The 24,238-nt window shown below is 65.8% G+C and carries 18 protein-coding genes; 14 read left to right on the forward strand and 4 right to left on the reverse strand.

Annotation, left to right across the window (positions count from 1 at the left end):
- Positions 1-50 precede the first annotated feature (50 nt).
- From E6B08_RS25960 to E6B08_RS26015, 12 genes are all read left to right on the forward strand, one after another.
- Positions 51-1,490: a TolC family outer membrane protein gene (locus tag E6B08_RS25960; RefSeq protein ID WP_136916583.1), complete on the forward strand. Its 1,440-nt coding sequence runs from the start codon at positions 51-53 to the stop codon at positions 1,488-1,490.
- Positions 1,487-3,652: a type I secretion system permease/ATPase gene (locus E6B08_RS25965; protein WP_136916584.1), complete on the forward strand. Its 2,166-nt coding sequence runs from the start codon at positions 1,487-1,489 to the stop codon at positions 3,650-3,652. Before E6B08_RS25960 ends, E6B08_RS25965 begins: the two co-directional genes overlap by 4 nt.
- Positions 3,649-4,833, forward strand: a complete 1,185-nt coding sequence (locus E6B08_RS25970; RefSeq protein WP_136916585.1) for an HlyD family type I secretion periplasmic adaptor subunit — start codon at positions 3,649-3,651, stop codon at positions 4,831-4,833. The genes E6B08_RS25965 and E6B08_RS25970 overlap by 4 nt, the downstream gene beginning before the upstream one ends.
- Positions 4,834-4,971: 138 nt before the next feature.
- Complete coding sequence (locus E6B08_RS25975; protein ID WP_136916586.1) at positions 4,972-5,871, forward strand: chemotaxis protein; 900 nt, start codon at positions 4,972-4,974, stop codon at positions 5,869-5,871.
- 136 nt (positions 5,872-6,007) lie between these two features.
- Complete coding sequence (locus tag E6B08_RS25980; RefSeq protein WP_136916587.1) at positions 6,008-6,319, forward strand: hypothetical protein; 312 nt, start codon at positions 6,008-6,010, stop codon at positions 6,317-6,319.
- A gap of 134 nt (positions 6,320-6,453) precedes the next feature.
- Complete coding sequence (locus E6B08_RS25985; RefSeq protein ID WP_136916588.1) at positions 6,454-7,617, forward strand: efflux RND transporter periplasmic adaptor subunit; 1,164 nt, start codon at positions 6,454-6,456, stop codon at positions 7,615-7,617.
- Positions 7,614-10,706: a multidrug efflux RND transporter permease subunit gene (locus tag E6B08_RS25990; RefSeq protein WP_136916589.1), complete on the forward strand. Its 3,093-nt coding sequence runs from the start codon at positions 7,614-7,616 to the stop codon at positions 10,704-10,706. The genes E6B08_RS25985 and E6B08_RS25990 overlap by 4 nt, the downstream gene beginning before the upstream one ends.
- Positions 10,707-10,715: 9 nt before the next feature.
- On the forward strand, positions 10,716-11,390 hold the full coding sequence (locus tag E6B08_RS25995; protein ID WP_136916590.1) for a heavy metal response regulator transcription factor: 675 nt from the start codon (positions 10,716-10,718) through the stop codon (positions 11,388-11,390).
- Entirely contained in the window at positions 11,365-12,762 is a 1,398-nt protein-coding gene (locus E6B08_RS26000; protein ID WP_136916591.1) for a heavy metal sensor histidine kinase, read from the forward strand. Before E6B08_RS25995 ends, E6B08_RS26000 begins: the two co-directional genes overlap by 26 nt.
- 156 nt (positions 12,763-12,918) lie before the next feature.
- On the forward strand, positions 12,919-13,140 hold the full coding sequence (locus E6B08_RS26005; protein WP_136917492.1) for a hypothetical protein: 222 nt from the start codon (positions 12,919-12,921) through the stop codon (positions 13,138-13,140).
- A gap of 204 nt (positions 13,141-13,344) precedes the next feature.
- On the forward strand, positions 13,345-14,682 hold the full coding sequence (locus E6B08_RS26010; RefSeq protein WP_136916592.1) for an OprD family porin: 1,338 nt from the start codon (positions 13,345-13,347) through the stop codon (positions 14,680-14,682).
- 194 nt (positions 14,683-14,876) lie between these two features.
- Positions 14,877-16,370, forward strand: coding sequence for a sensor domain-containing diguanylate cyclase (locus E6B08_RS26015; protein ID WP_136916593.1), 1,494 nt, complete (start codon positions 14,877-14,879; stop codon positions 16,368-16,370).
- Here the strand turns inward: E6B08_RS26015 and E6B08_RS26020 are convergent.
- Positions 16,367-16,843: a ferritin-like domain-containing protein gene (locus tag E6B08_RS26020; protein WP_136916594.1), complete on the reverse strand. Its 477-nt coding sequence runs from the start codon at positions 16,841-16,843 to the stop codon at positions 16,367-16,369. The genes E6B08_RS26015 and E6B08_RS26020 overlap by 4 nt on opposite strands.
- Positions 16,844-17,042: 199 nt before the next feature.
- On the opposite strand from E6B08_RS26020, the gene E6B08_RS26025 reads away from it, so the two are divergent.
- Entirely contained in the window at positions 17,043-17,264 is a 222-nt protein-coding gene (locus E6B08_RS26025; protein WP_136916595.1) for a DUF3820 family protein, read from the forward strand.
- A 161-nt stretch (positions 17,265-17,425) separates the two neighbouring features.
- Here the strand turns inward: E6B08_RS26025 and E6B08_RS26030 are convergent, their stop codons facing one another.
- Genes E6B08_RS26030 through ptsP form a run of 3 tightly spaced genes read right to left on the reverse strand, consistent with a single transcriptional unit; the run spans position 17,426 to position 22,958 of the window.
- Positions 17,426-19,162, reverse strand: coding sequence for a PTS fructose-like transporter subunit IIB (locus E6B08_RS26030; RefSeq protein WP_136916596.1), 1,737 nt, complete (start codon positions 19,160-19,162; stop codon positions 17,426-17,428).
- Entirely contained in the window at positions 19,159-20,106 is a 948-nt protein-coding gene (gene pfkB, locus E6B08_RS26035) for a 1-phosphofructokinase (protein ID WP_136916597.1), read from the reverse strand. Before pfkB ends, E6B08_RS26030 begins: the two co-directional genes overlap by 4 nt.
- The gene (gene ptsP / locus E6B08_RS26040) at positions 20,106-22,958 is read right to left on the reverse strand and encodes a phosphoenolpyruvate--protein phosphotransferase (protein WP_136916598.1); all 2,853 of its coding nucleotides are present in this window, start codon (positions 22,956-22,958) and stop codon (positions 20,106-20,108) included. The genes pfkB and ptsP overlap by 1 nt, the downstream gene beginning before the upstream one ends.
- A 283-nt stretch (positions 22,959-23,241) precedes the next feature.
- Between ptsP and cra the strand changes: the two genes are divergently transcribed.
- Positions 23,242-24,237, forward strand: coding sequence for a catabolite repressor/activator (cra, locus tag E6B08_RS26045; RefSeq protein WP_136916599.1), 996 nt, complete (start codon positions 23,242-23,244; stop codon positions 24,235-24,237).
- The last annotated feature ends 1 nt before the right edge of the window (position 24,238 follow it).

Below are 24,238 nucleotides of genomic sequence, written 5' to 3' on the forward strand. Positions count from 1 at the left end.
CCGCCGGGCACACGCCCGGCGGCATGGAATGACAGCAGTAAGGGAATGATGTGAAGCGAAGCAATCCGCTGTCACCGCTGTTGCTGGGAGCCTGCGGGCTCCTGGTCCTGAGTTTCACCCTGAGTCCGCCGGCCATGGCAGACAATGACATCGATCCACAACTGCGCACCATCGGGCCTTCGTTGCTACGCGATGCACCCAACGCCATCCCCGCCCGTCCCCCTACTGGCCAAGCCGCCACCGGCCGCGATCGCCTCGGGCTGGCCGAGGCGGTAGTAGCCGCCGCGCAGTGGCACCCCAGCATTGCCGAAGCCATCGGCAACCTCTACAAGCAAGGCGAGGGCATCACCGTGGCCCGCGCCGGTTACTACCCGCAAGTGAGCGGCGGCATCCGCGCCGGCTACGACACCGGCAACGGTGCCGATCGCGGCAGCCAGGCGCTGAACCTCTCGCTCAAGCAGATGCTCTACGATTTCGGCAAGGTCGATAAGGCGGTGGATGCCGCGCGCGCCGCCGCAGCCCGGGCCCAGGCCAATATCCTGCTGGTGCTGGACGAGCTCGCCCGCGACACCGCGTACGCCTGGATCGAGACGCGTCGCTACGAGCAGCTCATGATCATCGCCCGCGACCAGATCCGCGGCGTCGGCGATATCGCCGGCATGGCCCGTCAGCGCAGCGATATGGGGGCCAGCACCCGCAGCGATGTGGTGCAGGCCGAATCGCGCGTCGAGGCCGCCCGCGCCACCCTCGAGGAATACCAGTCGCAGTACGAACGCTGGCGCTCCACCCTCGCCGCCCTGCTCGGGCGTGTCACGCCACCGGCCCTGGCCGAGGAGTCGCCGCCGGAGCTGGACAGCGCCTGCAAGCGCCCGGGCGCCGGAGACGACCGCTTGCCGGCCGTGCTCATGGCCCTGGCCCAGCGCGCCCAGTCCCAGGCCGAACTGGCCCAGGCCAAGGCCGAGGCCTACCCGACGCTGTCGCTGCAACCTCAGGTCAATCACTACCTGGACAACGACTACGACCGCGACAACAGCCGCCTCGACCGTACCCAGGCGGGCATTTACCTGAACCTCGAGGTACCGATCTACCAGGGCGGCGCGATCAATGCCCGCTCCCGCGCCGCCGGCTACGCATTGACTGCCGCCGATTCGGCCGAGGATGCCGCCCGCCTGCAAGCGCGGCGCGGCCTGGCCGAGGCCATGGCACAAACGTCCGGCCTGGGCCGGCGCCTGAGTTCGCTGGAGGCACGCCAGGGCAGCATTCAGGAAGCGCGCATGCTCTACGGCCGGCAATACCTGGACCTGGGAACCCGGCCACTGCTCGACCTGCTCAACGCCGAACAGGAAATCTACCAGTCCCGCTTCGACCTCGCCGGCACGCGCTCGGACCTGCTGCGCCTGGATGTCGACTGCCTCTACAACACCGGGGCCCTGCGCACCGCCTTCGGGCTCGAAGGGCGCAACCTGCAAGGTGTGGAGATCGAGCCATGAACGATACCGTCAACCTGGCCCAGACTGGCCAGGCGCCAAGCAGCGAACACCTGGTGACCCCGCGTCCCGACCTTGGGCCATGGCTGGAGGTGATGCTCCAGGTAGCCCATCACTATCGTCTCGATGTTTCGCCCCAGCGAATCCGCCTGGCTGCGGTCGAAGATGCCCGCCCGCTGGACGAGATCCTCAGGCACATGGCCCGCCAGGCCGGGCTTACGCTGCGCTTCGTGCGTTTCGACGCCAAGGGCTTGCGGCAGTGGCGCACGCCGCTGGTGCTGGAACTGGACGATGGTCAATTGGCCACCGTCGAAGCGGTCACCGAGGAAAACGAACTGGCCGTGGTCTTCGCTGGCGACCAGGGCCTGACTTCCCGCCTGCCCCGAGAGGCACTGGAAGGCCGCATCGTTCGCGTGGCATTGATGCGCCCGGCACGCCCGCTGCGCGACGTGCGCACCGACGACTACACCGCGCCCTACGACCGCCACTGGTTCGCCCGCATCGTACTGCGCGACCTGCGCCCCTATGGCCAGGTGATGATCGCCTCCCTGGTGGCCAACGTGCTGGCCCTGGCCGGGGTGCTGTTCTCGATGCAGGTCTATGACCGGGTGATCCCGGCCGAGTCGCTGCCGACCTTGTATGTGCTGTTCGGCGGGGTGGTACTGGCGTTGGGGTTCGACTTCAGCATGCGCCTGCTGCGCCTGAAGGTCACCGACCTGCTCGGCAAGCGCGCCGACCTGCGGGTGTCCGACCTGGTCTATGGCCATGCGCTGCGCCTGCGCAACTCGGTGCGGCCGAAGTCCACCGGGTCTTTCATTTCGCAGTTGCGCGAGCTGGAATCGATCCGCGACCTGATCACCTCGAGCACCGCCACGGCCCTGGCCGACCTGCCGTTCTTCCTGCTGTTCCTGTTCGTGTTCTGGCTGATCGGCGGGGTGCTGGTCATCATCCCGTTGGTGGCATTGCTGGCCATGGTCCTGCCTGGGCTGCTGGCGCAGCGGCGCCTGGCGCGCCTGGCCAATGCGTCGATGCGCGAGTCGGCGCTGCGCAACGCGATGCTGGTGGAAAGCATCCAGGGCCTGGACGAAATCAAGGCCCTGCAGGCCGAGGCGCGCTTCGAGCGCCAATGGAACCAGTACAACGCCGCCTGCGCGCACACCAACCTGCGTCTGCGCACCCTCACCAACGGCCTGGTGACCTGGACCCAGAACGTCCAGGGCGCGGTGTTCGCCGTGGTCATCGTGGTCGGCGCGCCGATGGTCATCGCCGGCGACCTCACCACCGGTAGCCTGGTGGCGGCCTCGATGCTGTCGTCGCGGATGATGGCGCCGCTGGCGCAACTGACCCACGTGCTGACCCGCTGGCAGCAGGCCAAGGTGGCCTTGCAGGGGCTGGACAAGCTCATGCAGTCGCCGGTCGATCATCCCGAAGGCGAGGCCCGCGTACACCTGCCGGCGATTCGCGGCGAGTACGCCCTGCGCCAGGCCAACTTCCGCTACAGCCCCGAATCCCCGCCGGTGCTGAACATCGGTCAGCTTGACAAACCGGGCGAACGCATCGCCGTGCTCGGGCGCAACGGCGCCGGCAAGTCCACCCTGCTGCAAGCCCTGGGTGGGGCGATGGACCTGGTCGAAGGCGAGATCACGCTGGACGGCATCGCCCTGGCCCACCTCGACCCCGCCGACCTGCGCCGCGACGTCGGCCTGCTGCCGCAGTACGCTCGCCTGTTCCACGGCACCCTGCGGGAAAACCTCACCCTCGGCGCCGGCCAAGCCAGCGATCAGGAGCTGGTCGCGGCATTGGCCGCCACCGGGGCACTGGACTTCGTGCGACGCCTGCCCAAGGGCATGGACCACCTGATCCTCGAAGGCGGCCTGGGCCTGTCCGGTGGCCAGCGCCAGGCCCTGGTGCTGTCGCGGCTGCTGGTGCGCCAACCGCAAGTGCTGCTGCTGGACGAACCCACGGCCTCGCTGGACGACATGACCGAGCGCAAGCTGCTGGATAACCTGGAACGCTTCTGCCAGGGCCGCACCTTGCTGATCGCCACCCACCGCCTGAGTGTGTTGCAGCGGGTGGACCGGATCATCGTGCTCGATGGCGGGCGCATCGTCGTCGACGACCTGCGCGATGCCGCGCTGGCCAAACTGCAAGGAGGCCAGGCATGAGCAACCACGAACTTCCCGCCTCGTACCTCGATGGCCAGGACGACCAGGCGGTGCTGCGCGCCGGCCGGGTGATCATGGTCTGCGCCGTCATGCTCGCCGCCTTCCTCGCCTGGGCCGCCTGGTTCGAGGTGACCGAAGTCTCCACTGGCACCGGCAAGGTCATCCCCAGCTCCCGCGAGCAGGTGATCCAGTCGTTCGAAGGCGGTATCGTCGCGCAGATGAACGTGGCCGAGGGCGACCTGGTCGAGCGCGGCCAGATCCTCGCCCAGCTCGACCCGACCAAGACCGCCTCCAGTGTCGGCGAAAGCGAGGCCAAGTACCGCGCCGCCACGGCCAGCGTGGCTCGCTTGCGCGCCGAGGTCACCGGCAAGCCGCTGAGTTTTCCCGACAGCTTGCGCGACTCTCCCGAATTGATCGAGACCGAAACTGCCTTGTACCAGACCCGCCGCCGCGGCCTGGAGCAAACCCTGGCGGGCATCGAGGATTCGTTGCGCTTGGTGCGCAGCGAACTGCAGATCACCGAGAACCTGGCCAAGATGGGGGCTTCGAGCCGGGTCGAGGTGATCCGCCTGAACCGCCAGCGCTCGGAACTGGAACTCAAGGCCAACGAAGCCCGTTCCGACTACCTGGTGCGGGCCCGGGAAGATCTGGCCAAGGCCAGCGCCGAAGCCGACAGCCTGTCGGAGGTGATCCGCGGGCGCAGCGATTCGCTGACGCGCCTGACCCTGCGCTCGCCGGTGCGCGGCATCGTCAAGGACATCGAAGTCAACACCCTGGGCGGCGTGGTGCAGCCGGGTGGCCAGGTGATGAAGATCGTGCCGATGGACGAGCGCCTGCTGATCGAGACCCGCATCGCCCCACGCGATATCGCCTTCATTCACCCCGACCAGGCGGCCAAGGTGAAGATCAGCGCCTACGATTATTCGGTGTACGGCGGCCTGGACGGCAAGGTCGTGGGCATCTCGCCGGACACCTTGCAGGATGAGGTGAAACCGGAGATCTACTATTACCGGGTGTTCATCCGCACCGAGCAGGACAGCCTGCAGAACAAGGCCGGCAAGCGGTTCGCGATCGTGCCGGGGATGATTGCCACGGTGGACATCCGCACGGGGGAGAAGACCATTCTCGATTACCTGATCAAACCGTTGAACCGGGCCAAGGAGGCGCTGCGCGAGCGGTAAGGATGGGGTTTGGGGCATGCGGAGCCCGGCGGTGAGGTTGTGGGGGTTGCGGATATCGAGCGCCGCCCGCGCAAAAACCTAAAGCCCACCCAATCCAGGCCGATAACCCGTCATCCCCCGTCTTCCTCGAAGGTCACCATGCCCACGCAAAACGCCCGCGCGGACTCGCTGTCGCTGCTGCTGTTCACGTTGCGCAGCGGCAAGCTGATGGCAATCAACCTGCTCAAGGTCAGCGAAATCATCACCTGCCCACCGCTGACCCGGCTGCCCGAAGCGCACCCGCACGTAAAAGGCGTGGCCACCCTGCGCGGCAATTCGCTGTCGGTGATCGACCTGTCGCGGGCCATCGGCGAGCGCCCACTGGCCGACCCCGACGGCGGCTGCCTGATCGTCACCGAGATCAGCCGCTCGCGCCAGGGCCTGCACGTGCAGGCGGTGAGCCGCATCGTGCATTGCCTGAGCACCGACATCAAACCGCCGCCCTTCGGCTCGGGCAACCGCTCGTTCATCACCGGCGTGACCCGTGTGGACAACACGCTGGTACAGGTGCTGGATATCGAGAAAGTCATCCACGCGATTGCCCCTCCCGCGCCTGAAGCGCACCCCGGCGAGCTGGACGAGGAAGCGGCCAGTCTGTTGGCCGCCGCCAATATCCTGGTGGTCGATGACAGCCAGGTCGCCTTGCAGCAATCAGTGCACACCCTGCGCAACCTCGGCATCGAATGCCACACCGCGCGCAGCGCCAAGGACGCGATCAACGTACTGCTGGAACTGCAGGGTACCGCCCAGGAAATCAACATCGTCGTCTCCGATATCGAGATGTCGGAGATGGATGGCTACGCCTTCACCCGCACCCTGCGCGAGACCCCGGACTTCCAGCACCTGTACGTGCTGCTGCACACCTCGCTGGACAGCACCATGAGCGGCGAGAAGGCCAGGCAGGCCGGGGCCAACGCCATCCTCACCAAGTTTTCCTCGCCCGAGCTGACTGATTGCCTGGTTGTGGCGGCGCGGGCCGTGGTGTTCGGCGAGCGTTGACCAGCACCCGTCATAATTGACAGGTGGGGCGTCTGCCCTGGCGCTGTTATATTCAGCGACAAACTCCCTGGCTCGAGTCCAGGGGTGTCTCGGGCATAATTCGCGCCCCTCGCATGTTTTTTTGCCGGAATCGCGTATGAAGTTTCTCAGCACTCTCCTGATTTCCTATGCGCTGTTCAGCGGCGTCGCCCAGGCTTCAAGCAGCCAGGCCTGGGACGACTACCGCAAGAAGGTGGTCGATGCCTGTCTCCACGCCAGCCAGCTCAAGGCCCCGTATGTGCTCAGCAAACTCGCCGAGTTCGACGACCAGGTCGGCATCAGCGCGCTGTTGATCGAAGGGATGTACCCGCAGAAGCACATGAACGGCCAGCGAGGCACCGAGTTGTGCCTGTACAACCGCGAGAAAGCGGTGGCCTCGGTCAGCGAGTGGAATCCAGGGGTCAAATAAGCAAGGCGTAGTCATTGGCAATTGGCCATTGCCGCGGCGAAACTGTCAGCGCTGTCAGCCTGACGTCACGCTGGCGACCCGGTTCGGGCGCTATAACCTGACTATCCCCTATCCTGGCCAAGGTCCCCGCCACGATGCGCCTTCGCACCCGTTCCCTATTCCTTGCCGGCGCAGCGCTGCTGGCGCTGTTGCTTCTGGCCGCCTGGTTCGGCTTGCGCCAGGGCACTCCTGCCAACCATGCACAGGCCGCCGTGCCGGTGCGGGTGGTCAGCGTCGCGCAGCAGGACGTGCCGCGCTTCGCCAGCGCCATCGGCTCGGTACAGTCGCTGCACAGTGTCGAGATCCGGCCCCAGGTCGAGGGCGTGCTGACCCAAGTACTAGTCAAGGAAGGCCAGTGGGTCAAGGCCGGCGATCTGCTCGCCACCCTCGATGACCGGGCCATTCGCGCCAGCCTCGACCAGGCCCGCGCCCAGCTCGGCCAGAGCCAGGCGCAATTGCAGGTGGCTCATGTCGACCTGCGCCGCTACCGCCTGCTGAGCACCGACGACGGGGTATCCAAGCAGACCCTCGACCAGCAGCAGGCCTTGGTCAACCAGCTGCAGGCCACGGTCAAGGGCAACCAGGCGGCCATCGATAATGCCCAGGTGCAGCTTTCCTACACGCAGATCCGCTCACCGGTCACGGGGCGGGTCGGCATCCGTAACGTCGATCCCGGCAACCTGGTCCGCACCAGCGATACCCAGGGGTTGTTCAGTGTCACCCAGATCGACCCGATCGCGGTGGAGTTCGCCCTGCCGCAACAGATGCTGCCCACCCTGCAGCGCTTGCTCGAAGCGCCCACGCCGGCCTTGGTAGAGGCATACATGGACGCCAACGGCGACCGCAACCTGCTCGGCGAAGGCCACCTGGCGCTGATCGACAACCAGATCTCGGCCACTACCGGCACGGTGCGGGTCAAGGCCGAGTTCGACAACAAGGCCGGCCACCTGTGGCCTGGCCAGCTGGTCACCATCCGCCTGCGTACCGCCGTCGACGAGAACGCCCTGGTGGTGCCGCCCCCGGTGGTGCAACGTGGTGCCGAGGGGCATTTCGTCTATCGCCTGGACGGCGACAAGGTCACCAGCGTACCGGTCAAGGTGTTGTACCAGGACAGCGAATTGAACATCATCGCCGGGGTAAAGCCTGGTGAGCGCCTGGTGCTCGACGGCCAGTCGCGGCTCAAGCCCGGCGCACGGGTCGAAGTCACAGCGGGCGCGCCAGCCCCGGAGCAAGTCGCCGCTAGCCGGAGCCAGCCATGAACACCCGCAACGGTGTCTCGGCCTGGTGCATCGATCACCCGATCGCCACCCTGCTGCTGACCTTCGCCCTGGTGCTGCTCGGCGCCATCGCCTTCCCGCGCCTGCCGGTGGCACCGCTGCCGGAGGCGGACTTCCCAACCATCCAGGTCACTGCTCAGTTGCCCGGTGCCAGCCCCGAGACCATGGCCTCGTCGGTGGCCACTCCGCTGGAGGTGCAGTTCAGCGCCATCCCCGGCATGACCCAGATGACCAGCAGCAGTGCGCTGGGCTCGACCACGCTGATCCTGCAGTTCACCCTCGACAAGAACATCGACACCGCCGCCCAGGAAGTCCAGGCAGCGATCAACACCGCCACAGCGCGTCTGCCCCAGGACCTGCCCAACCCACCGACCTGGCGCAAGGTCAACCCGGCCGACAGCCCGGTGCTGGTGCTCACCGTCAGTTCCGAGCAGATGCCCGGCAACGAACTCAGCGACTACGCCGAGACGCTGCTGGCCCGTCAGCTGAGCCAGATCGAAGGGGTAGGCCTGATCAACATCACCGGCCAGTTGCGCCCGGCGATCCGCGTCCAGGCCCAACCGGAGAAGCTCGCCGCCATCGGCCTGACCCTGGCCGACCTGCGCCTGGCCATCCAGCAGACCAGCCTCAACCTGGCCAAAGGCGCGCTGTACGGCGAGCACAGTGTCTCGACCATCGCCGCCAACGACCAGTTGTTCCACCCCGAGGACTACGCCCGGCTGATCGTCTCGTACCGTGACGGCGCACCGGTGCACCTGCAGGATGTGGCCAAGGTGATCAACGGCGCCGAAAACGCCTACGTAAAATCCTGGTCGGGGGACAAACCCGGGTTGAACCTGGTGGTGTTCCGCCAGCCCGGCGCCAACATCGTCGATACCGTGGACAGGGTCATGGCAGCCTTGCCCAAGCTCGAGCAGATGCTACCCGCCTCGGTCGAGGTCTCTGTGTTGCAGGACCGCACCCAGACCATCCGCGCCTCGCTGCACGAAGTGGAGCTGACCCTGATGATCGCCGTGGCCCTGGTGATCGGGGTGATGGCGCTGTTCCTGCGGCAATGGTCGGCGACCCTGGTGGTGTCCAGCGTGCTCGGGGTGTCGCTGATCGCCAGTTGCGCGCTGATGTACGTGCTCGGTTTCAGCCTCAACAACCTGACCCTGGTGGCCATCGTCATCGCCGTGGGCTTCGTGGTGGACGATGCCATCGTCGTGGTGGAGAACATCCACCGCCACCTGGAGGCCGGCGACGACAGCCGCACCGCGGCGCTCAAGGGCGCAGGCGAGATCGGCTTCACCGTGGTGTCGATCAGCTTCTCGCTGATCGCCGCGTTCATCCCGTTGCTGTTCATGGGCGGTGTGGTCGGCCGGTTGTTCAAGGAGTTCGCCCTGACCGCCACGGCAACCATCCTGATCTCGGTGGTGGTCTCGCTGACCCTGGCGCCGACCCTCTGCGCGCTGTTCATGCGCCGCCCGCCCAGCGAGCACCATGGCGGCTTCAGCGAGCGCCTGGTGCGCTGGTACGAAAAGGGCCTGGTCCGCGCCCTGGCCCACCAGCGCCTGACCCTCGGCGTGTTCGGCCTGACCCTGGCGCTGGCCGTGGTCGGCTACGTGGCGATCCCCAAGGGCTTTTTCCCGTTGCAGGACACCGGCCTGATCCTCGGCACCAGCGAGGCGGCGGCAGACGTGTCGTACCCAGCCATGATCGAGAAGCACCTGGCGCTGGCGAAAATCATCGAAGCCGACCCCGCCGTGCGTGCCTTCTCGCATTCGGTGGGGGTGACCGGCAGCAACCAGACCATCGCCACGGGGCGCTTCTGGATCGCCCTCAAGCCACGCGGAGAACGCGACGTGTCGGCCAGCGAGCTGATCGACCGGCTGCGACCCAAGCTCGCCCAGGTGCCTGGCGTGGTGCTGTACATGCGCGCAGGGCAGGACATCAACCTCAGCTCCGGCCCCTCGCGCACCCAGTACCAGTATGTGCTCAAGAGCAACGACGGCGCCGCGCTGAACCTGTGGACCCAGCGCCTGACCGAGCGTCTGCGCGAAAACCCGGCGTTCCGTGACCTGTCCAACGACCTGCAGCTGGGCGCCAGCGTCACGCACATCGACATCGACCGCCAGGCCGCGGCGCGCTTCGGCCTGACCACCACCGACGTCGACCAGGCGCTGTACGACGCCTTCGGCCAGCGGCAGATCAGCGAGTTCCAGACCGAGACCAACCAGTACAAGGTCATTCTCGAACTCGATGCGCAGCAACGCGGCAAGGCAGAGAGCCTGAACTTCTTCTACCTGCGCTCGCCACTGACCAACGAAATGGTGCCGCTGTCGGCGCTGGCCCACGTCGCCCCGCCGACCACCGGGCCGCTGTCGATCAGCCACGACGGGCTGTTCCCGGCCGCCAACCTGTCGTTCAACCTGGCCCCCGGCGTGGCCTTGGGCGATGCGGTGCAGATCCTCGACCGGACCCAGCGCGAGCTGGGCATGCCCGACTCGATCAGCGGCAACTTCCAGGGCGCAGCCCAGGCCTTCCAGAGTTCGCTGTCGAGCCAGCCATGGCTGATCCTCGCCGCATTGGTGGCGGTGTACATCATCCTCGGCGTGCTGTACGAGAGCTTCGTCCACCCGCTGACGATCATTTCCACCCTGCCCTCGGCGGGCCTGGGCGCGTTGATCCTGCTCTGGGCCATGGGCCAGGACTTCAGCATCATGGGCCTGATCGGCGTGGTGCTGCTGATCGGCATCGTCAAGAAGAACGGCATCCTGCTGATCGACTTCGCGCTGGAGGCGCAGCGCCATCAGGGCATGACACCCGAGCAGGCGATCCACCAGGCGTGCCTGACGCGCTTTCGTCCGATCATCATGACCACTCTGGCCGCCCTGCTCGGCGCGGTGCCACTGATGTTCGGCTTCGGTGCCGGTGCCGAGCTGCGCCAGCCGCTGGGCATCGCCGTGGTCGGCGGCTTGCTGGTGAGCCAGATGCTGACGCTGTTCACCACCCCGGTCATATACTTGGCCCTGGAACGCCTGTTCCATCGCCGCCAGGCCGCTCGTGCGGCCGCGCCCAGTGCCAGTTGAGAACAAGCCATGCGTGTGCTGATCATCGAAGACGAAGAAAAAACCGCCGACTACCTGCACCGCGGCCTGAGCGAGCAGGGTTTCACCGTCGACCTGGCCCGCGATGGCATCGATGGCTTGCACCTGGCCCTGGAGGGCGACTACGCGGTGATCGTGCTGGATGTGATGCTGCCTGGCCTGGATGGCTATGGCGTGCTGCGCGCCCTGCGTGCGCGCAAACAGACGCCGGTGATCATGCTCACCGCCCGCGAACGCGTGGAAGACCGCATCCATGGCTTGCGTGAAGGTGCCGACGACTACCTGGGCAAGCCGTTTTCCTTCCTCGAACTGGTCGCCCGCCTGCAGGCGCTGACCCGTCGCAGCAGCAGCCACGAACCGCTGCAGATCCAGGTCGGCGACCTGTGGATCGATCTCATGGCTCGCAAGGCCAGCCGCGCAGGCACCCGCCTGGAGCTGACCGCCAAGGAGTTTTCGCTGCTCAGCGTACTGGCCCGGCGCCAGGGCGAGATCCTGTCCAAGACCGCCATCGCCGAACTGGTCTGGGACATCAATTTCGACAGCGACGCCAATGTCGTCGAGGTGGCGATCAAGCGTTTGCGTGCCAAGCTCGACGGGCCGTTCGACAACAAGTTGCTGCACACCATTCGAGGCATGGGCTATGTCCTGGAAAACCGTGCCGGTTAATTCCATCGCTCTGCGTCTGTCGGCGCTGTTCATCCTGGTGGCGCTGGGTGTGTTCGTGCTGATCGGCTCGGCGTTGTATCGCCAGGTCGACCGCAGCCTCGACCTGCTGCCGGCAGCCGAACTGGACGCCCGCTTCAGCGTGCTGGAATCGACCCTCAACCGCTTCGGTACGCCCGAACACTGGGCGAAGATCAACAACAAGCTCAACCTGCTCAGCGAGGAGGACAAACGCATCCGCTTCTGGGTAGTCGGCAGCGACCCGGCCTTCGAGTACGGTCATCCCAGCGAGCTGGTGCGCGCATTCGCCGAAGGCGCCGAGGGCATGCGCGACCTGCGCTTGCCTGAACACCCCTACCCGTACAAGGTGCTGGTCAGCGAATTGCCCGCCCTGGGCGATCGCCCAGCGCTGCGCTTTCTGATCGGCATCGATACCGAGACCTTCTGGCAGGCGCAGCACAGCCTGCTGGTGGCCATCGTCGGCCTGGCGGTGCTCGGCGTGCTGCTGGCGTCGGTGCTTGGCTACTGGGTCGCGCGCATCGGCCTGCGCCCGCTGCTGGCGCTGTCCAACGAGGCCCAGGCGCTGGCGCCGCCGCGCCTGGACGGGCGCCTGCAAACCGTGAACCTGGCGCCGGAGCTGGCGCAGTTCGCCGGCGCGTTCAATGCCGCGCTCGATCGCGTCAGCCAGGCCTATTCGCGCCTGGAGGCGTTCAACGCCGACGTCGCCCACGAACTGCGCTCGCCGCTGACCAACCTGATCGGCCAGACCCAGGTCGCCCTGACCCGCGGGCGCAGCGCCGAGCACTACTTCGAGGTGCTGCAGTCGAACCTCGAAGAACTCGAACGCCTGCGCAGCATCATCAACGACATGCTGTTCCTGGCCAGCGCCGACCAGGGCAGCAAGGCCACCGCACTGACCCAGGCCTCGCTGGCCGAGGAAGTCGCCACCACCCTCGACTACCTGGACTTCATCCTCGAGGACGCCCAGGTGAGCGTACGCGTGAGCGGCGATGCCCAGGCGCCGATCGAGAAAGCGCAGCTGCGCCGGGCACTGATCAACCTGCTGAACAACGCCGTGCAACACACCACGCCGCACGAGGTGATCGAGGTCCGCATCGATGCCGGCGCCGGGCAGGTCAGCATCGCCGTGAGCAACCCCGGCCCGGCCATCGACGCCGCGCACCTGCCGCTGCTGTTCGAACGCTTCTATCGAGTGGACGCCGCACGCAGCAACAGCGGCGGCGGCAACCACGGCCTGGGGCTGGCGATCGTCAAGGCCATCGCGCTGATGCATGGGGGTGAGGTATTCGTGCGCAGCGAAGGTGGCGCGAACATCTTCGGCATGCGTCTGCCGATTCATGGCCAGAGCCTCTAGAACGGGCGTTTGGCGCATTTGAGCGGACGTTCGCTGCCTGATCGTTACCTTTTGCGCAACAGTGCTTATCGCGCCCGGTGCTGTTTCCCAACTGCCGAAGCGACTAACTTAGGCCCTGTCCTCATAGCACTTGCATCGCAAGAAGGTAAGAAACAAATGTCCAACAGTATGGGTGTTGCCAGCGTTTTCATTCTGTCTTCCCTGTTGTTGTCGCCCCTGGCCATGGCCGAAGAATCCCAGGCTTTCGTCGCCCGCAATGCCGAACTCGCCGCTGTTCATCAACAAGCCCGCGACGCCATTGCACACAAGTCAGATGCCGGCAAAGCCGCAGAACAGACCGCTTCGAAAACCAGCCAAGACGCCGATGCCGACAGCTGATCTTGCCCTGCTCGAGTTTCCGATTTCCCTCGGCTATACCATGGGCACCCTGGGTGCCCGTATGTTAGCCTTTTAAAGCCGCTGCCGATCAGCGGCTTTTTTTATGTGCTGTAACGCTAAGCCCCGGCGTTTCGTTCCTAATAAGAAAGTTGCACATTCAAAAATAAAAACTGCCACAACGTCAGACCAAAGGAGCTAGTACCGGTGCCTACCGCGTTCCGTTTTACCCCGCTGTTCATTGCATTGGCCGCAACGATGCCTCTCGCCGCCCAGGCAGATGAAGACCAGGCAGAGGGCTTCATCGAGGGTTCTTCACTGAACCTGCATCTGCGCAACGCCTACTTCAACCGCGACAACCACAACACCGGCAAGAACGACACCCGCGAGTGGGGCCAAGGCGCGGTACTGCGCTTCGAGTCCGGCTACACCCCAGGAACCGTGGGCTTCGGCCTCGACGCCCACGCCATGCTGGGCCTGAAGCTCGACGGCGGCGGCGGTCATGCAGGCAGCAGCATCCTGCCGGTCAGCCACAAGGACAATGGTGATCTGGCTGCCGCCCCGGGTTCGTTCTCTACCGCAGGCGCTGCCGTCAAGATCAAGGCCTTCGACACCGAGCTCAAGGCCGGCGACCTGTTCCTCACCAACCCGGTGATCGCCGGCGGTGAGACGCGCATGCTGCCGCAAACCTTCCGTGGCTTCGGCCTGACCAACACCAGCATCGATGGGTTGATGCTCGAAGGTGGCCAGGTGAGCTTCACCAAGCCGTACAACCAGAGCGGCCACCGCCGCATCGACACCTTCTACGGCCTGCTCGATGACAACGCCAAGAGCAAGCACCTGAACTGGGCCGGCCTGTCGTGGAGCGGCACCGAGAACATCACCGCCAACCTTTACGCGTCCGAGCTCAAGGACATCTGGAACCAGTACTACGCCGACTTCGACTACACCTACGTGGTCAACGACAGGGTCAGCCTCAACCCGGGCGTGCACTTCTACCACACCCAGGACACCGGCCAGGCGCTGCTCGGCAAGATCGACAACAACACCTACAGCGTGCACTTCACCGTCAACGCCGGTTACCACAGCGTCACTGCCGCCTACCAGCGGGTCAACGGCGATACGCCGTTCGACTACATCAACCAGGGTGACAGCGTTTACCTGGACAACTCGCGCATGTACTCGGACTTCAACGCCCCGAACGAGCGTTCGTGGAAGCTGCAGTACGACTACAACTTCGCCGGCCTCGGCATCCCCGGCCTGACTTCGTCGCTGTCGTACTCGCGCGGTGAAGCCGACCTGAGCAAGGTTGACCAGAACAACCAGCACTACAACTATTACTACAACGCCAATGGCAAGAACGCTACGCACTGGGAACGCGACCTGGACGTGAAGTACGTGTTCCAGGAAGGCGACCTGAAGGATCTGGCGGTACAGGTGCGCTACGCCACCCACCGGGGTGGACAGGGCTACTCGGCTGCCGATGCGACAGAAGATAACGACGAGCTGCGGGTGATCGTCGACTATCCGTTGAACATTTTCTAAGACGGCACGGCAGGGGGTCAGGTATTGGCCCCCTGTGGTTCGCCTGGGCGTTGCAGCGCCACGGAAATCGCGCGCCGCCCGCGCGAACGCAGCCTTTCCAGCCGTCGGATGTCATACCCCGACCTTGTTAGACAATCCCCGCTTCCCTAGAATGTCGCGCGCCGTACCATGGCCCTGCCACCGCAGTAGCGAGCATGCTCATTCGATCATCGCGTTTCGCCGTTTACAGGTCGCACCCCGAGCTGATCCTCACCCTGGGCAGTTGCCTCGCCGTGCTCGCCATCGTGGCGATCGTCGGCTACCTGCTGGTGCGCGAACGGGTGAATGTCGAGCAGTCGGCCATACGCTCGTCGAACAATATCGTCCAGCTCATCGAAAGCGACACCCTGCGTAACGTCGAACTCTACGACCATTCCTTGCAGGAGCTGATCTGGGCGGTGGGCCGCAAGGAATTGCCGGAAATCCCCGGCGTGCTGCGCCAGCGCCTGCTGTTCAACCAGGCCATCGACAGCTCACGCGGTGACGTACTCTGGCTCGACCGACAGGGCAACGTAGTCGGCGACTCCACCAGCATCGTCCCGCGCCAGGCCAATTTCGGCGAGGCTGGCTTTTTCCAGGCCCACCTGCGCAACCCCGATCTCGGTCTGCTGATCGGCCCGCCGTTCAAGGCCAAGCTGGCCAACCAGCAGTGGAGCATCAGTTTCAGCCGTCGTATCAATGGTGCCAACGGCCAATTCGCCGGAGTAGCAGCGGGGGCCTTGCGCCTGTCCTACTTCAGCGAACTGTTCCAACGCCTGGATATCGGCGAAGACAGCAGCATCAACCTGCTCAATACCGACGGCCAGTTGCTGGCGCGTCAGCCCACGCGCCCCCAAGACCCGCTGATCGGCACCAATTTCGCCGAATACCCCAATTTCAAGCGCATCCTTGGCCAGCACAGCGGCACTTTTACCGCGCACTCGGGCGTGTACGGCGGGCAGCGCATGTATACCTTCGCCCGGGTCAGCGACCTGCCACTGATCGTGCTGGTCGTGCATGCCACCGACGAAGTGTTCCAGCCCTGGCGGCGCACGGCGATGCTGGTGAGCGTGGCCACTGGGCTGCTGTGCATCGGCATTCTCTGGCTGACACTGTTGCTGGGCCGCGAACTGCGCCGCCGGCAACTGGCCGAGCGCGGCTTGGCTACTCTCGCCGCCACCGACAGCCTGACCGGGCTGCCCAATCGTCGCCGTCTCGATCAGGTGCTACGCCAGGAATGGGCGCGTGCGCAGCGCAACCGCAAACCGTTGGCGGTACTGATGGTGGACGTGGACCACTTCAAGGCATTCAACCAGCGTCACGGGCATGCGGGTGGGGATCACGCCTTGCGTGAGGTGGCCAAGACCATCGAGCGCTGCATTCGGCGCCCGGCCGACCTCGCGGCTCGCTATGGCGGGGAGGAGTTTCAGGTCATCTTGCCGGAAACCGATCTGGCGGGGGCACGGCTGCTGGCAGAACGGATCCGTGCCAGCGTCGAGGCCTTGGCCCCCTTGGGCGAGGACACCCATTCGGTGACAGTCAGCATTGGCATCGGTCTTTATCAACCGGGCACCCAACACGATTTGGCGAGCGTGCTGGGTGCCGCGGACGAAGCGGCCTACCGGGCCAAGGCCAAGGGCCGTAACCGAGTAGAAGGGCCCGACGCTTAGGAGCGGGCGCGGGCGGAATCGCGCAGGGCTTTCACCTGGTCATGGTTGCGCTGCACACCTTGCAGTTGCTTCTCGACCAACGCGTAGGCCGTATCGGTAGCAGTGCGGCCATGCTTGACCAGTTTTTCCCGGGCTTCCTTGTAGGCTTTCAACGCGTGGTCCTCGCCGCGCTCGACTTCATTGAGCACTGCTTCCTCGCTCTTACCGGTCACCATCGACTTGAGGCTGACCCAGCCACGGTGCAGGTCACCACTGACGCTGGTGGAGGTTTCAGGGTCGCCACCGAGACGGCGTACTTCACTCTGCAGCTCGGCGGCTGCGTTAGCGCATTCCCCGGCACGTTGCACGAAGAAGGCTTTGAGTTCGGGGTTCTTGACGTCGTCGGCCGACTCCCTGAAACCCTTCTCCCCATCCTTGCTGTACTCAATCAGGTCGTTCAGTACATCGATCACGTCTTTGTTTGGGTTGCTCATGGCACGAACTCCTAGGCAGGTGATAGTCACCAGTGGAATTGCAGGCTGCGTGCCAAACCTGATCGATAAATATAATCCTTATAAATCAATTACTTATAAAACGACCACACACCTTGCGAAGCGGTTTTCTGCATGATTGCCGCTTGGGCGTTCGTGCAGTTTGCAGTATGGTCGGCGTTTTCCACTGCCAGGCAAGCCGATGAAACCCGAGATGTTGGAACTGCTGGTCACCCGGACCATGCCTTTTGGCAAGTACCAGGGGCGGATCATCGCCGACCTGCCAGGCGACTACCTGGCCTGGTTTGCCCGCAAGGGCTTTCCGACAGGTGAACTGGGCGGCTTGCTGGCATTGATGCACGAGGTCGATCACAACGGTCTGGCCGATCTATTGGTACCCTTGCGCCAGAAGCATCAGCGTTGACCACCCCACGGGGGCATTGTGGGAGCGGCCTTGTGTCGCGAATGGGCTGCGCAGCAGCCCCAAGATTTCAGCACCGCTGCATAAACTGCTGGGGCTGCTGCGCAGCCCATTCGCGACACAAGGCCGCTCCCACAAGGTAATCGACCTCCAGAGAGGTTTGTCTAGCCCTTGGCCGGCGCCACCGCCAACTCCACCTGCTCACCTTTCTTGATCACGGCATACACCACTGCCGTCACCAGGCTGCCGGCAACGATCGCCAGCAGGTACAGCAGCGCGTGGTTGATGGCATTGGGAATCAGCAACACGAACAGCCCGCCGTGGGGCGCCATCAGCTTGCAGCCGAAGTACATCGACAATGCCCCAGTCAAGGCGCCACCGGCGATGCTGGCCGGGATCACCCGCAGCGGATCCTTGGCAGCGAACGGAATGGCGCCTTCGGAAATGAAGCACAGGCCCAGGGCCAAGGCAGCCTTGCCGGCTTCGCGCTCGCTCTGGGCAAACTTGCGCCGGGCCAGGAAGGTGGCGATACCCAGGCCGATCGGTGGCACCATGCCAGCGGCCATGGTCGCGGCCATCGGCGCATAGCTCGACGAGGCCAGCAAGCCGACCGAGAAGGCGTAGGCCGCCTTGTTGATCGGGCCGCCCAGGTCGACGCACATCATCCCGCCCAACAGCAGGCCGAGCAGGATGGCATTGGTGCTGCCCATGCTGTCGAGGAAATGCGTCAACCCCACCAGCAATGCCGCCACCGGCTGGCCGACCACGTAGATCATCACCAGCCCGGTGAACAGGCTGGCCAGCAGCGGAATGATCAGGATCGGCTTGAGCGCCTCCAGGCTGCTCGGCAGGCGCACCCAACGGGCGATGGCCTTGGCGCTGTAACCGGCCAGGAAGCCGGCGACGATACCGCCGATGAACCCCGCCCCCAACGTGCTTGCCAGCAATCCGCCGATCATCCCCGGCGCCAGGCCCGGGCGGTCGGCGATCGACCAGGCGATGTAACCGGCCAGCAACGGCACCATCAGCTTGAACGCGGCCTCGCCGCCGATCTGCATCAGCGCGGCGGGCAAGGTGTTCGGTTCCTTGTAGGCCTCGATGCCGAACACGAACGACAGCGCGATCAGCAAGCCACCGGCCACCACCATCGGCAACATGAACGACACGCCGGTGAGCAGGTGCTTGTACACGCCGGTCTTCTCGGCTTTGTCGGCGCTGGGCGTGGCAGCGCCAGCGTTTTCCTGCTTGGCCTCGCGCAAGGCCTTGTCCAGCACGGCGCTGGCCTGCTTGAGGGCGATGCCGGTGCCGCAGCGGTAGATGCGCTTGCCGGCGAAGCGCGCGGTCGGCACTTCGATATCGGCAGCCAACAGCACCACGTCGGCATCGGCGATGGCCTGGGCGGACAACGGGTTGCGTGCACCGACCGAGCCCTGGGTCTCGACGCTCAACTGGTAGCCCAACTGCTGGGCCGCCTGTTGCAGGGCCTCGGCGGCCATGAAGGTGTGCGCGACGCCAGTCGGGCACGCGGTGACCGCAACGATGCGAGCCCCCGCGCCAGGCGCAGGGGCCTCTGTCGGGGCCGGCGACTGCTCAAGCAATGCGGCGCCCGCCGCAGCCTCGTCGAGAAAGCCCTCGCGGTCGGCCAATGCCTGCGCCGGAGTGCTCTGGTAGACGCGCTTGCCAACGAAGCGATCCAACGCAACCGGGCCGGTGCTGACCACCAGCACCCAGTCGGCATCGGCGATTTGCGCAGCGCTCAACTGGCGCTCGGAATGCTCTGTATCCAGCACCTCGACGCAGGTCTGCCAACCGCGCCGCTGCGCCGCGGCCGCCAGCAGGCGGGCACTGAGTATGCTGGACACCTGGCCATTGGGGCAGGCAGTAACGATGGCGATGTTCATCGGCAACCCTCTTGTTGTTCTGTCAGGCGCACGCCGGCTTCGAGATGGGCCAACTGCTCGCTGTCACGGATGCCGAAGCCGACCTGGCTGACCGCCTGTGCGGCGATGGCCGTTGCCCGGCGCAGGGTCTGCACGGCGGGCTCGGCCTGCAACAGCCCGTGGACCATCCCCGCCACCAACGAATCGCCCGCGCCCACCGTGCTGGCGACCCGCACCTTCGGTGGTTGGGCATGCAGGGCAATTCCCGTGGCAAACCAGCTGACGCCCTGGGCGCCGTCGGACACCACCACATGCTCGACACCGCGGGCCAGCAACTGCTGGGCGGCGCTACGCTGTTCAGCCAGGCCGTGCACGTCGACGCCGAGCACTTCACCGAGCTCCTCGGTATTGGGCTTGACCAGCCAAGGCGTACTGCCAAGCCCGGCACGCAGCGCTTGGCCGCTGCTGTCGAGGGCAACCTTGAGGCCAAGGCCCTTGAGTTGATCGAGCAACTGGCAGAACCATTCGGGGCTGATGCCGCGCGGCAGGCTGCCTGCCACCACCACTGCCGCATGCCCCGGCGCCACCTGCAGCAACCGGCGCATCAGCGCACTGCGCGCGGCCTCGTCGGCTTCCGGCCCCTGGCCATTGATGTCGGTGACCCGCCCATCGGCCTCGACCAGCTTGATGTTGCTGCGGGTCTCGCCGGGCACGCGCACGAAACAGTCGGCGAAACCGCGCCAGGCGATCAGCTCCTCGAACGGTTGCAGGTTGTCCTGGCCGAGAAAGCCGGCGACGGTGACGCTATGGCCAAGGTCGGCCAGTACCTGGGCCACGTTCAAGCCCTTGCCGGCCGCGTGGCTCTGCTGGGTCTGGGCGCGGTTGACCGCTCCCGCCCGCAAAAGATCGAGGCCGATGGTGATATCCAGCGCCGGGTTGAGGGTCAGGGTGAGGATCTTGGCCATCAGTAACGCTCCACCAGCGCGCGAACCGCCGCAGCGCTGTCCTGTTGCAGGGCCTCGCGCGCCAGGGCGCGGGCGGTCTGGTGATCGGCCTGGCGGACCAGGGCCTTGACTTCGGCGATGCTCGGGGCGGCGACGCTCAGCTCATCGACATCCAGGCCCAGCAGCACGGCCACCGCCTGCGGGTCGGCGGCCAGCTCGCCGCACACCCCTACCCACTTGCCGTGGGCATGGGCGGCGCGCACCGTCATGTCGATCAGGCTCAGCACCGCAGGGTGCAGGCCGTCGGCCTGGGCCGACAGGCTCGGGTGACCCCGGTCGATGGCCAGGGTGTATTGGGTCAGGTCGTTGGTGCCGATGCTGAAGAAGTCGACCTCCCGGGCCAATTGCGGCGCCAGCAGCGCAGCCGAAGGCACTTCGACCATGATTCCGACCTGCAGGTCGGCGACCGGGATTTCCTCGCGCAGGCGCTCGACCATCGCGCGTGCCTGACGCCACTCGTGAATCTGCCCGACCATCGGGAACATGATGCGCAGCGGCCGCTGGTCGGCGGCACGCAGCAAGGCGCGCAGTTGTTCTTCCATGACCTGTGGGCGTTGCAGGGTCAAGCGCACGCCACGCACGCCGAGGAACGGGTTGTCCTCCGCAGCGATCGGCCAGTACGGCAAGGGCTTGTCGCCGCCCACGTCGAGGGTGCGCACCACCAACGGCCGGCCCGCCAGGCCATCGAGCACGCGGCGGTACTCGGCCTCTTGGGTGGCGACATCCGGCGCCTGGGAGTGAGCCATGAAGATCAGTTCGGTGCGCAACAGGCCGACGCCTTCGGCGCCCTGCTCCACCACCTTGTCGATGACGCTGCTGTCGCCGATGTTGGCGAACACTTCGATGGCATGCCCGTCGCGGGTCACGGCTGGCTCGTGGCGGTTGGCCCAGGCAGCCTGCAAGCGCTTTTCACGCAGCTCGCGCTCGGCCAGCGACCGCTCCAGCGCATCGGCCGAGGGCGCGACCTGGACGTGCCCGCGCTGGCCATCGAGCAACAGCGGCGTGGCGTTGTCGAGCAGCAGGATCGCAGGGCCGGCGCCAACCACCGCCGGAATGCCCAAGGCGCGAGCGACGATGGCGCTGTGCGCGGTGGCGCCGCCATAGGCGGTGACGATGCCGGCGACCCGCGCCGGGTCCAGGCGGGCGACATCGGACGGGCCGACCTCGGCCATCACCAGCACATAGGCTTGCTCGGGTTCGGACAGGGCCTGCACGCCACACAGCTGCGCCAGTACCCGGCGACCGATGTCGCGCAGGTCGGCGGCGCGTTCGGCAAGCAGCGCGTCATGCAACGACTCCTGTTGCCGTGCTGCCGCCTCGATCACGCTCATCCAGGCGGCCGCAGCGCTTTCGCCCTGGAGCAGACGCTGCTCGACGTCATCGGCCAGCGCCGGATCGGCGAGCATTTCCTGGTGGGTGATGAAAATCTCGCCAATCGCCTTGTCGCTGCGCCGCACCAGCGCGTCGAGTTCGTCGTGTACCGCGGCCAGCGCGGTGTGCAGCTTGAGGCGTTCCTGAGCGGGGGATTCACCACGCAATGGGTAGTCGATGACGTGCTCGACACAGACATGCGCCGGCCCGCAGGCGATGCCAGGGGCCGCGCCGACCGCCTGGATCAGGCTGCCGGCAGCAGGTGCCACAAGCTCATCGTCCGGGGTGCTCGAAGCGACTTCGGCAACGCTCGGCAGTGGCTCGACCTCCTCGCCCAGGCCTTGTTCGATGGCGGCCTGCAGCACCGGTAGCGCCTGCTCGGCAATCGACGGCTCGGCCACCAGTTCCAGCACCTGGCCACGCCGTGCGCCGAGGCCCAGCAGCTTGCTCAGACTCTTGACCGACACGCCCGGCTGGCCGCTGTCGACCACGCGCACACGAATCTCACCATCGAAGCCCTTGGCCAACTGCGCCAGCACCTTGGCCGGACGGGCATGCAGGCCGTGCGGGTTGGCCAGTACCTGACGCACGCTCGGCCAGTCGGCCGGTGCATCGGCGCCCAGCACTTCGAGCACCGCGCGGCTGCTGGTGGCCTGGTAGAGCATCTGCCCGCGGCCTTCGATCAGCACCTCGCACAGGCGCTCGAGCAAGGCCTGATGGCCGGCGCCCATGCTGGCCAGGCAGAACAGGCCGTTGAGTGGCTGGTCGCGGTAACGCAAGGGCTGCTGCGGGGTGACGAAGGCAAGGCCCGGTTGGCGCACCTGGCGCTCGCTGTTGAGCCACCACAAGCCTTCGCCCAAGGGCAGCGGCTCGGCCTGCTGGAGCAACGCCGCAAAGCCCGGATCGACACAACCGGCACGTTGCAGCAGGCGCGCCCCACGCCAGGCGAGTTCGTCGAAATCCTCGGCGGGCAGGTTCAAGCCGACCAGTTGCGCGTCCAGGGCCAGCGCCTGGGGCGCGCCCTGCAGCAGCTTGAGCAGCGCCTCGGCGGAGGTCGCCCGGCGCAGTGCCTCGGCCAGGTCGGTCTCGCCCAGGGCTCGGGTGAGCAACTGCAGCAGGCGCAGGTGTTCGTCAGAGCGTGCCGCGATACCAATGGCGAGGTAGACGGTCTGGCCATCGCCCCAGTCCACGCCTTCGGGAAACTGCAACAGGCGTACACCCGTGGCGAACACCAGATCGCGGGTCTGCGGCGTGCCATGGGGAATGGCGATACCTTGGCCGAGGAACGTCGAACCTTGCGCCTCGCGGGCCTGCAGACCCTCCAGGTAACCCTCGGCGACCAGGCCATCGGCGACCAGGCGTTCAGCCATCAGGCGCAACGCCTCGGCCTTGTCGGCGGCCGACTGGCCCATGGCGATCTGCTCCTTGGCGAGTTCGAGCATGACCTTCTCCTTTTCCAGCCCCAGGTCGGGTACTGAGGTATTGTTGTGAATTCCAAGCGAATGGCCATTAGGATGGCCTTCAGCAGGCTGTAACGACGGCAGAAAATAGCCTGCTGAAACGATTAATCTGATCAGGTGGCCACGGTACTCGATTATCTTCCGACGAAAAAGCCCCATCCTGTCGGACAATTGCGACAATGGTCGTCTGCGCGCGGTGCACCGACTGGGTCAAACTACCCGGTCAGGGCTCGTCGCCAGCCCCGGTAATAACAAGGAAAACTCGGTGAAACTCAGCGATATCGCCCGTCTGGCCGGTGTGTCCGTGACCACTGCCAGCTACGTCATCAATGGCAAGGCCGAACAGCAGCGCATCAGCAATAGCACTGTCGAGCGCGTGCGGGCCGTGGTCGAAGCCCATGGCTTCACGCCCAACCCCCAGGCCGCCGGCCTGCGCAGCCGCCACACCCGCACCTTGGGCTTCATTCTCCCGGATCTGGAGAACCCAAGCTATGCACGCATTGCCAAGCAGCTCGAACAAGGCGCACGCGCCCGGGGCTACCAGCTGCTGATCGCCAGCAGCGACGACCAGCCCGACAGCGAGCGCCAATTGCAGCAGCTGTTCCGCGCCCGCCGCTGCGACGCGCTGTTCGTCGCCAGCTGCCTGCCACCGCAGGACGGCAGCTACCGCGAACTGCAAGACAAGGGCCTGCCGGTGATCGCCATCGACCGACGCCTGGACCCGGCGTACTTCTGCTCGGTGATCAGCGACGATCTCGACGCCAGCCAGCAACTCACCGAAAGCCTGCTGAACACCAAGCCGCGCAGCATCGCCCTGATCGGCGCGCGGCCGGAGCTGTCGGTCAGCCAGGCGCGGGCCGGTGGTTTCGACCAGGCCCTGGTCGGTTTTGCAGGTGACGTGCGGCGCTACCAGGGCGAAGCCTTCAGCCGTGAGTGCGGGCAGCGCCTGATGCAGCAATTGGTCGACGAACTGGGCGGCCTGCCGGATGCGTTGGTGACCACCTCGTACGTGCTGCTGCAAGGGGTATTCGACGCCCTGCAAGCGCGCCCGGCTGGCGAGCGCGAGTTGCAGTTGGGTACCTTCGGTGACAACCAGTTGCTCGACTTCCTGCCCCTGCCGGTGAACGCCATGGCCCAGCAACACGGCCAGATCGCCGCTACCGCGCTGGACCTGGCCTTGGCGGCGATCGAACACAAACGCTACGAACCCGGCGTGCATGCCATCGGTCGAACGTTCAAGCAACGTATCAGCAAGGCCTGAG

This window comes from Pseudomonas putida (genome assembly GCF_005080685.1).
Taxonomy (GTDB): domain Bacteria; phylum Pseudomonadota; class Gammaproteobacteria; order Pseudomonadales; family Pseudomonadaceae; genus Aquipseudomonas; species Aquipseudomonas putida_V.

What these genes read in the sequence shown, in the direction of transcription:
- E6B08_RS25965 (WP_136916584.1), top strand. Translation starts at nt 1,487, where the DNA reads ATGAACGATACCGTCAACCTGGCCCAGACTGGCCAGGCGCCAAGCAGC.
- E6B08_RS25970 (WP_136916585.1), top strand. Translation starts at nt 3,649, where the DNA reads ATGAGCAACCACGAACTTCCCGCCTCGTACCTCGATGGCCAGGACGAC.
- E6B08_RS25975 (WP_136916586.1), top strand. Translation starts at nt 4,972, where the DNA reads ATGCCCACGCAAAACGCCCGCGCGGACTCGCTGTCGCTGCTGCTGTTC.
- E6B08_RS25980 (WP_136916587.1), top strand. Translation starts at nt 6,008, where the DNA reads ATGAAGTTTCTCAGCACTCTCCTGATTTCCTATGCGCTGTTCAGCGGC.
- E6B08_RS25985 (WP_136916588.1), top strand. Translation starts at nt 6,454, where the DNA reads ATGCGCCTTCGCACCCGTTCCCTATTCCTTGCCGGCGCAGCGCTGCTG.
- E6B08_RS25990 (WP_136916589.1), top strand. Translation starts at nt 7,614, where the DNA reads ATGAACACCCGCAACGGTGTCTCGGCCTGGTGCATCGATCACCCGATC.
- E6B08_RS25995 (WP_136916590.1), top strand. Translation starts at nt 10,716, where the DNA reads ATGCGTGTGCTGATCATCGAAGACGAAGAAAAAACCGCCGACTACCTG.
- E6B08_RS26000 (WP_136916591.1), top strand. Translation starts at nt 11,365, where the DNA reads ATGTCCTGGAAAACCGTGCCGGTTAATTCCATCGCTCTGCGTCTGTCG.
- E6B08_RS26005 (WP_136917492.1), top strand. Translation starts at nt 12,919, where the DNA reads ATGTCCAACAGTATGGGTGTTGCCAGCGTTTTCATTCTGTCTTCCCTG.
- E6B08_RS26015 (WP_136916593.1), top strand. Translation starts at nt 14,877, where the DNA reads ATGCTCATTCGATCATCGCGTTTCGCCGTTTACAGGTCGCACCCCGAG.
- E6B08_RS26020 (WP_136916594.1), bottom strand. Translation starts at nt 16,843, where the DNA reads ATGAGCAACCCAAACAAAGACGTGATCGATGTACTGAACGACCTGATT.
- E6B08_RS26025 (WP_136916595.1), top strand. Translation starts at nt 17,043, where the DNA reads ATGAAACCCGAGATGTTGGAACTGCTGGTCACCCGGACCATGCCTTTT.
- E6B08_RS26030 (WP_136916596.1), bottom strand. Translation starts at nt 19,162, where the DNA reads ATGAACATCGCCATCGTTACTGCCTGCCCCAATGGCCAGGTGTCCAGC.
- pfkB (WP_136916597.1), bottom strand. Translation starts at nt 20,106, where the DNA reads ATGGCCAAGATCCTCACCCTGACCCTCAACCCGGCGCTGGATATCACC.
- ptsP (WP_136916598.1), bottom strand. Translation starts at nt 22,958, where the DNA reads ATGCTCGAACTCGCCAAGGAGCAGATCGCCATGGGCCAGTCGGCCGCC.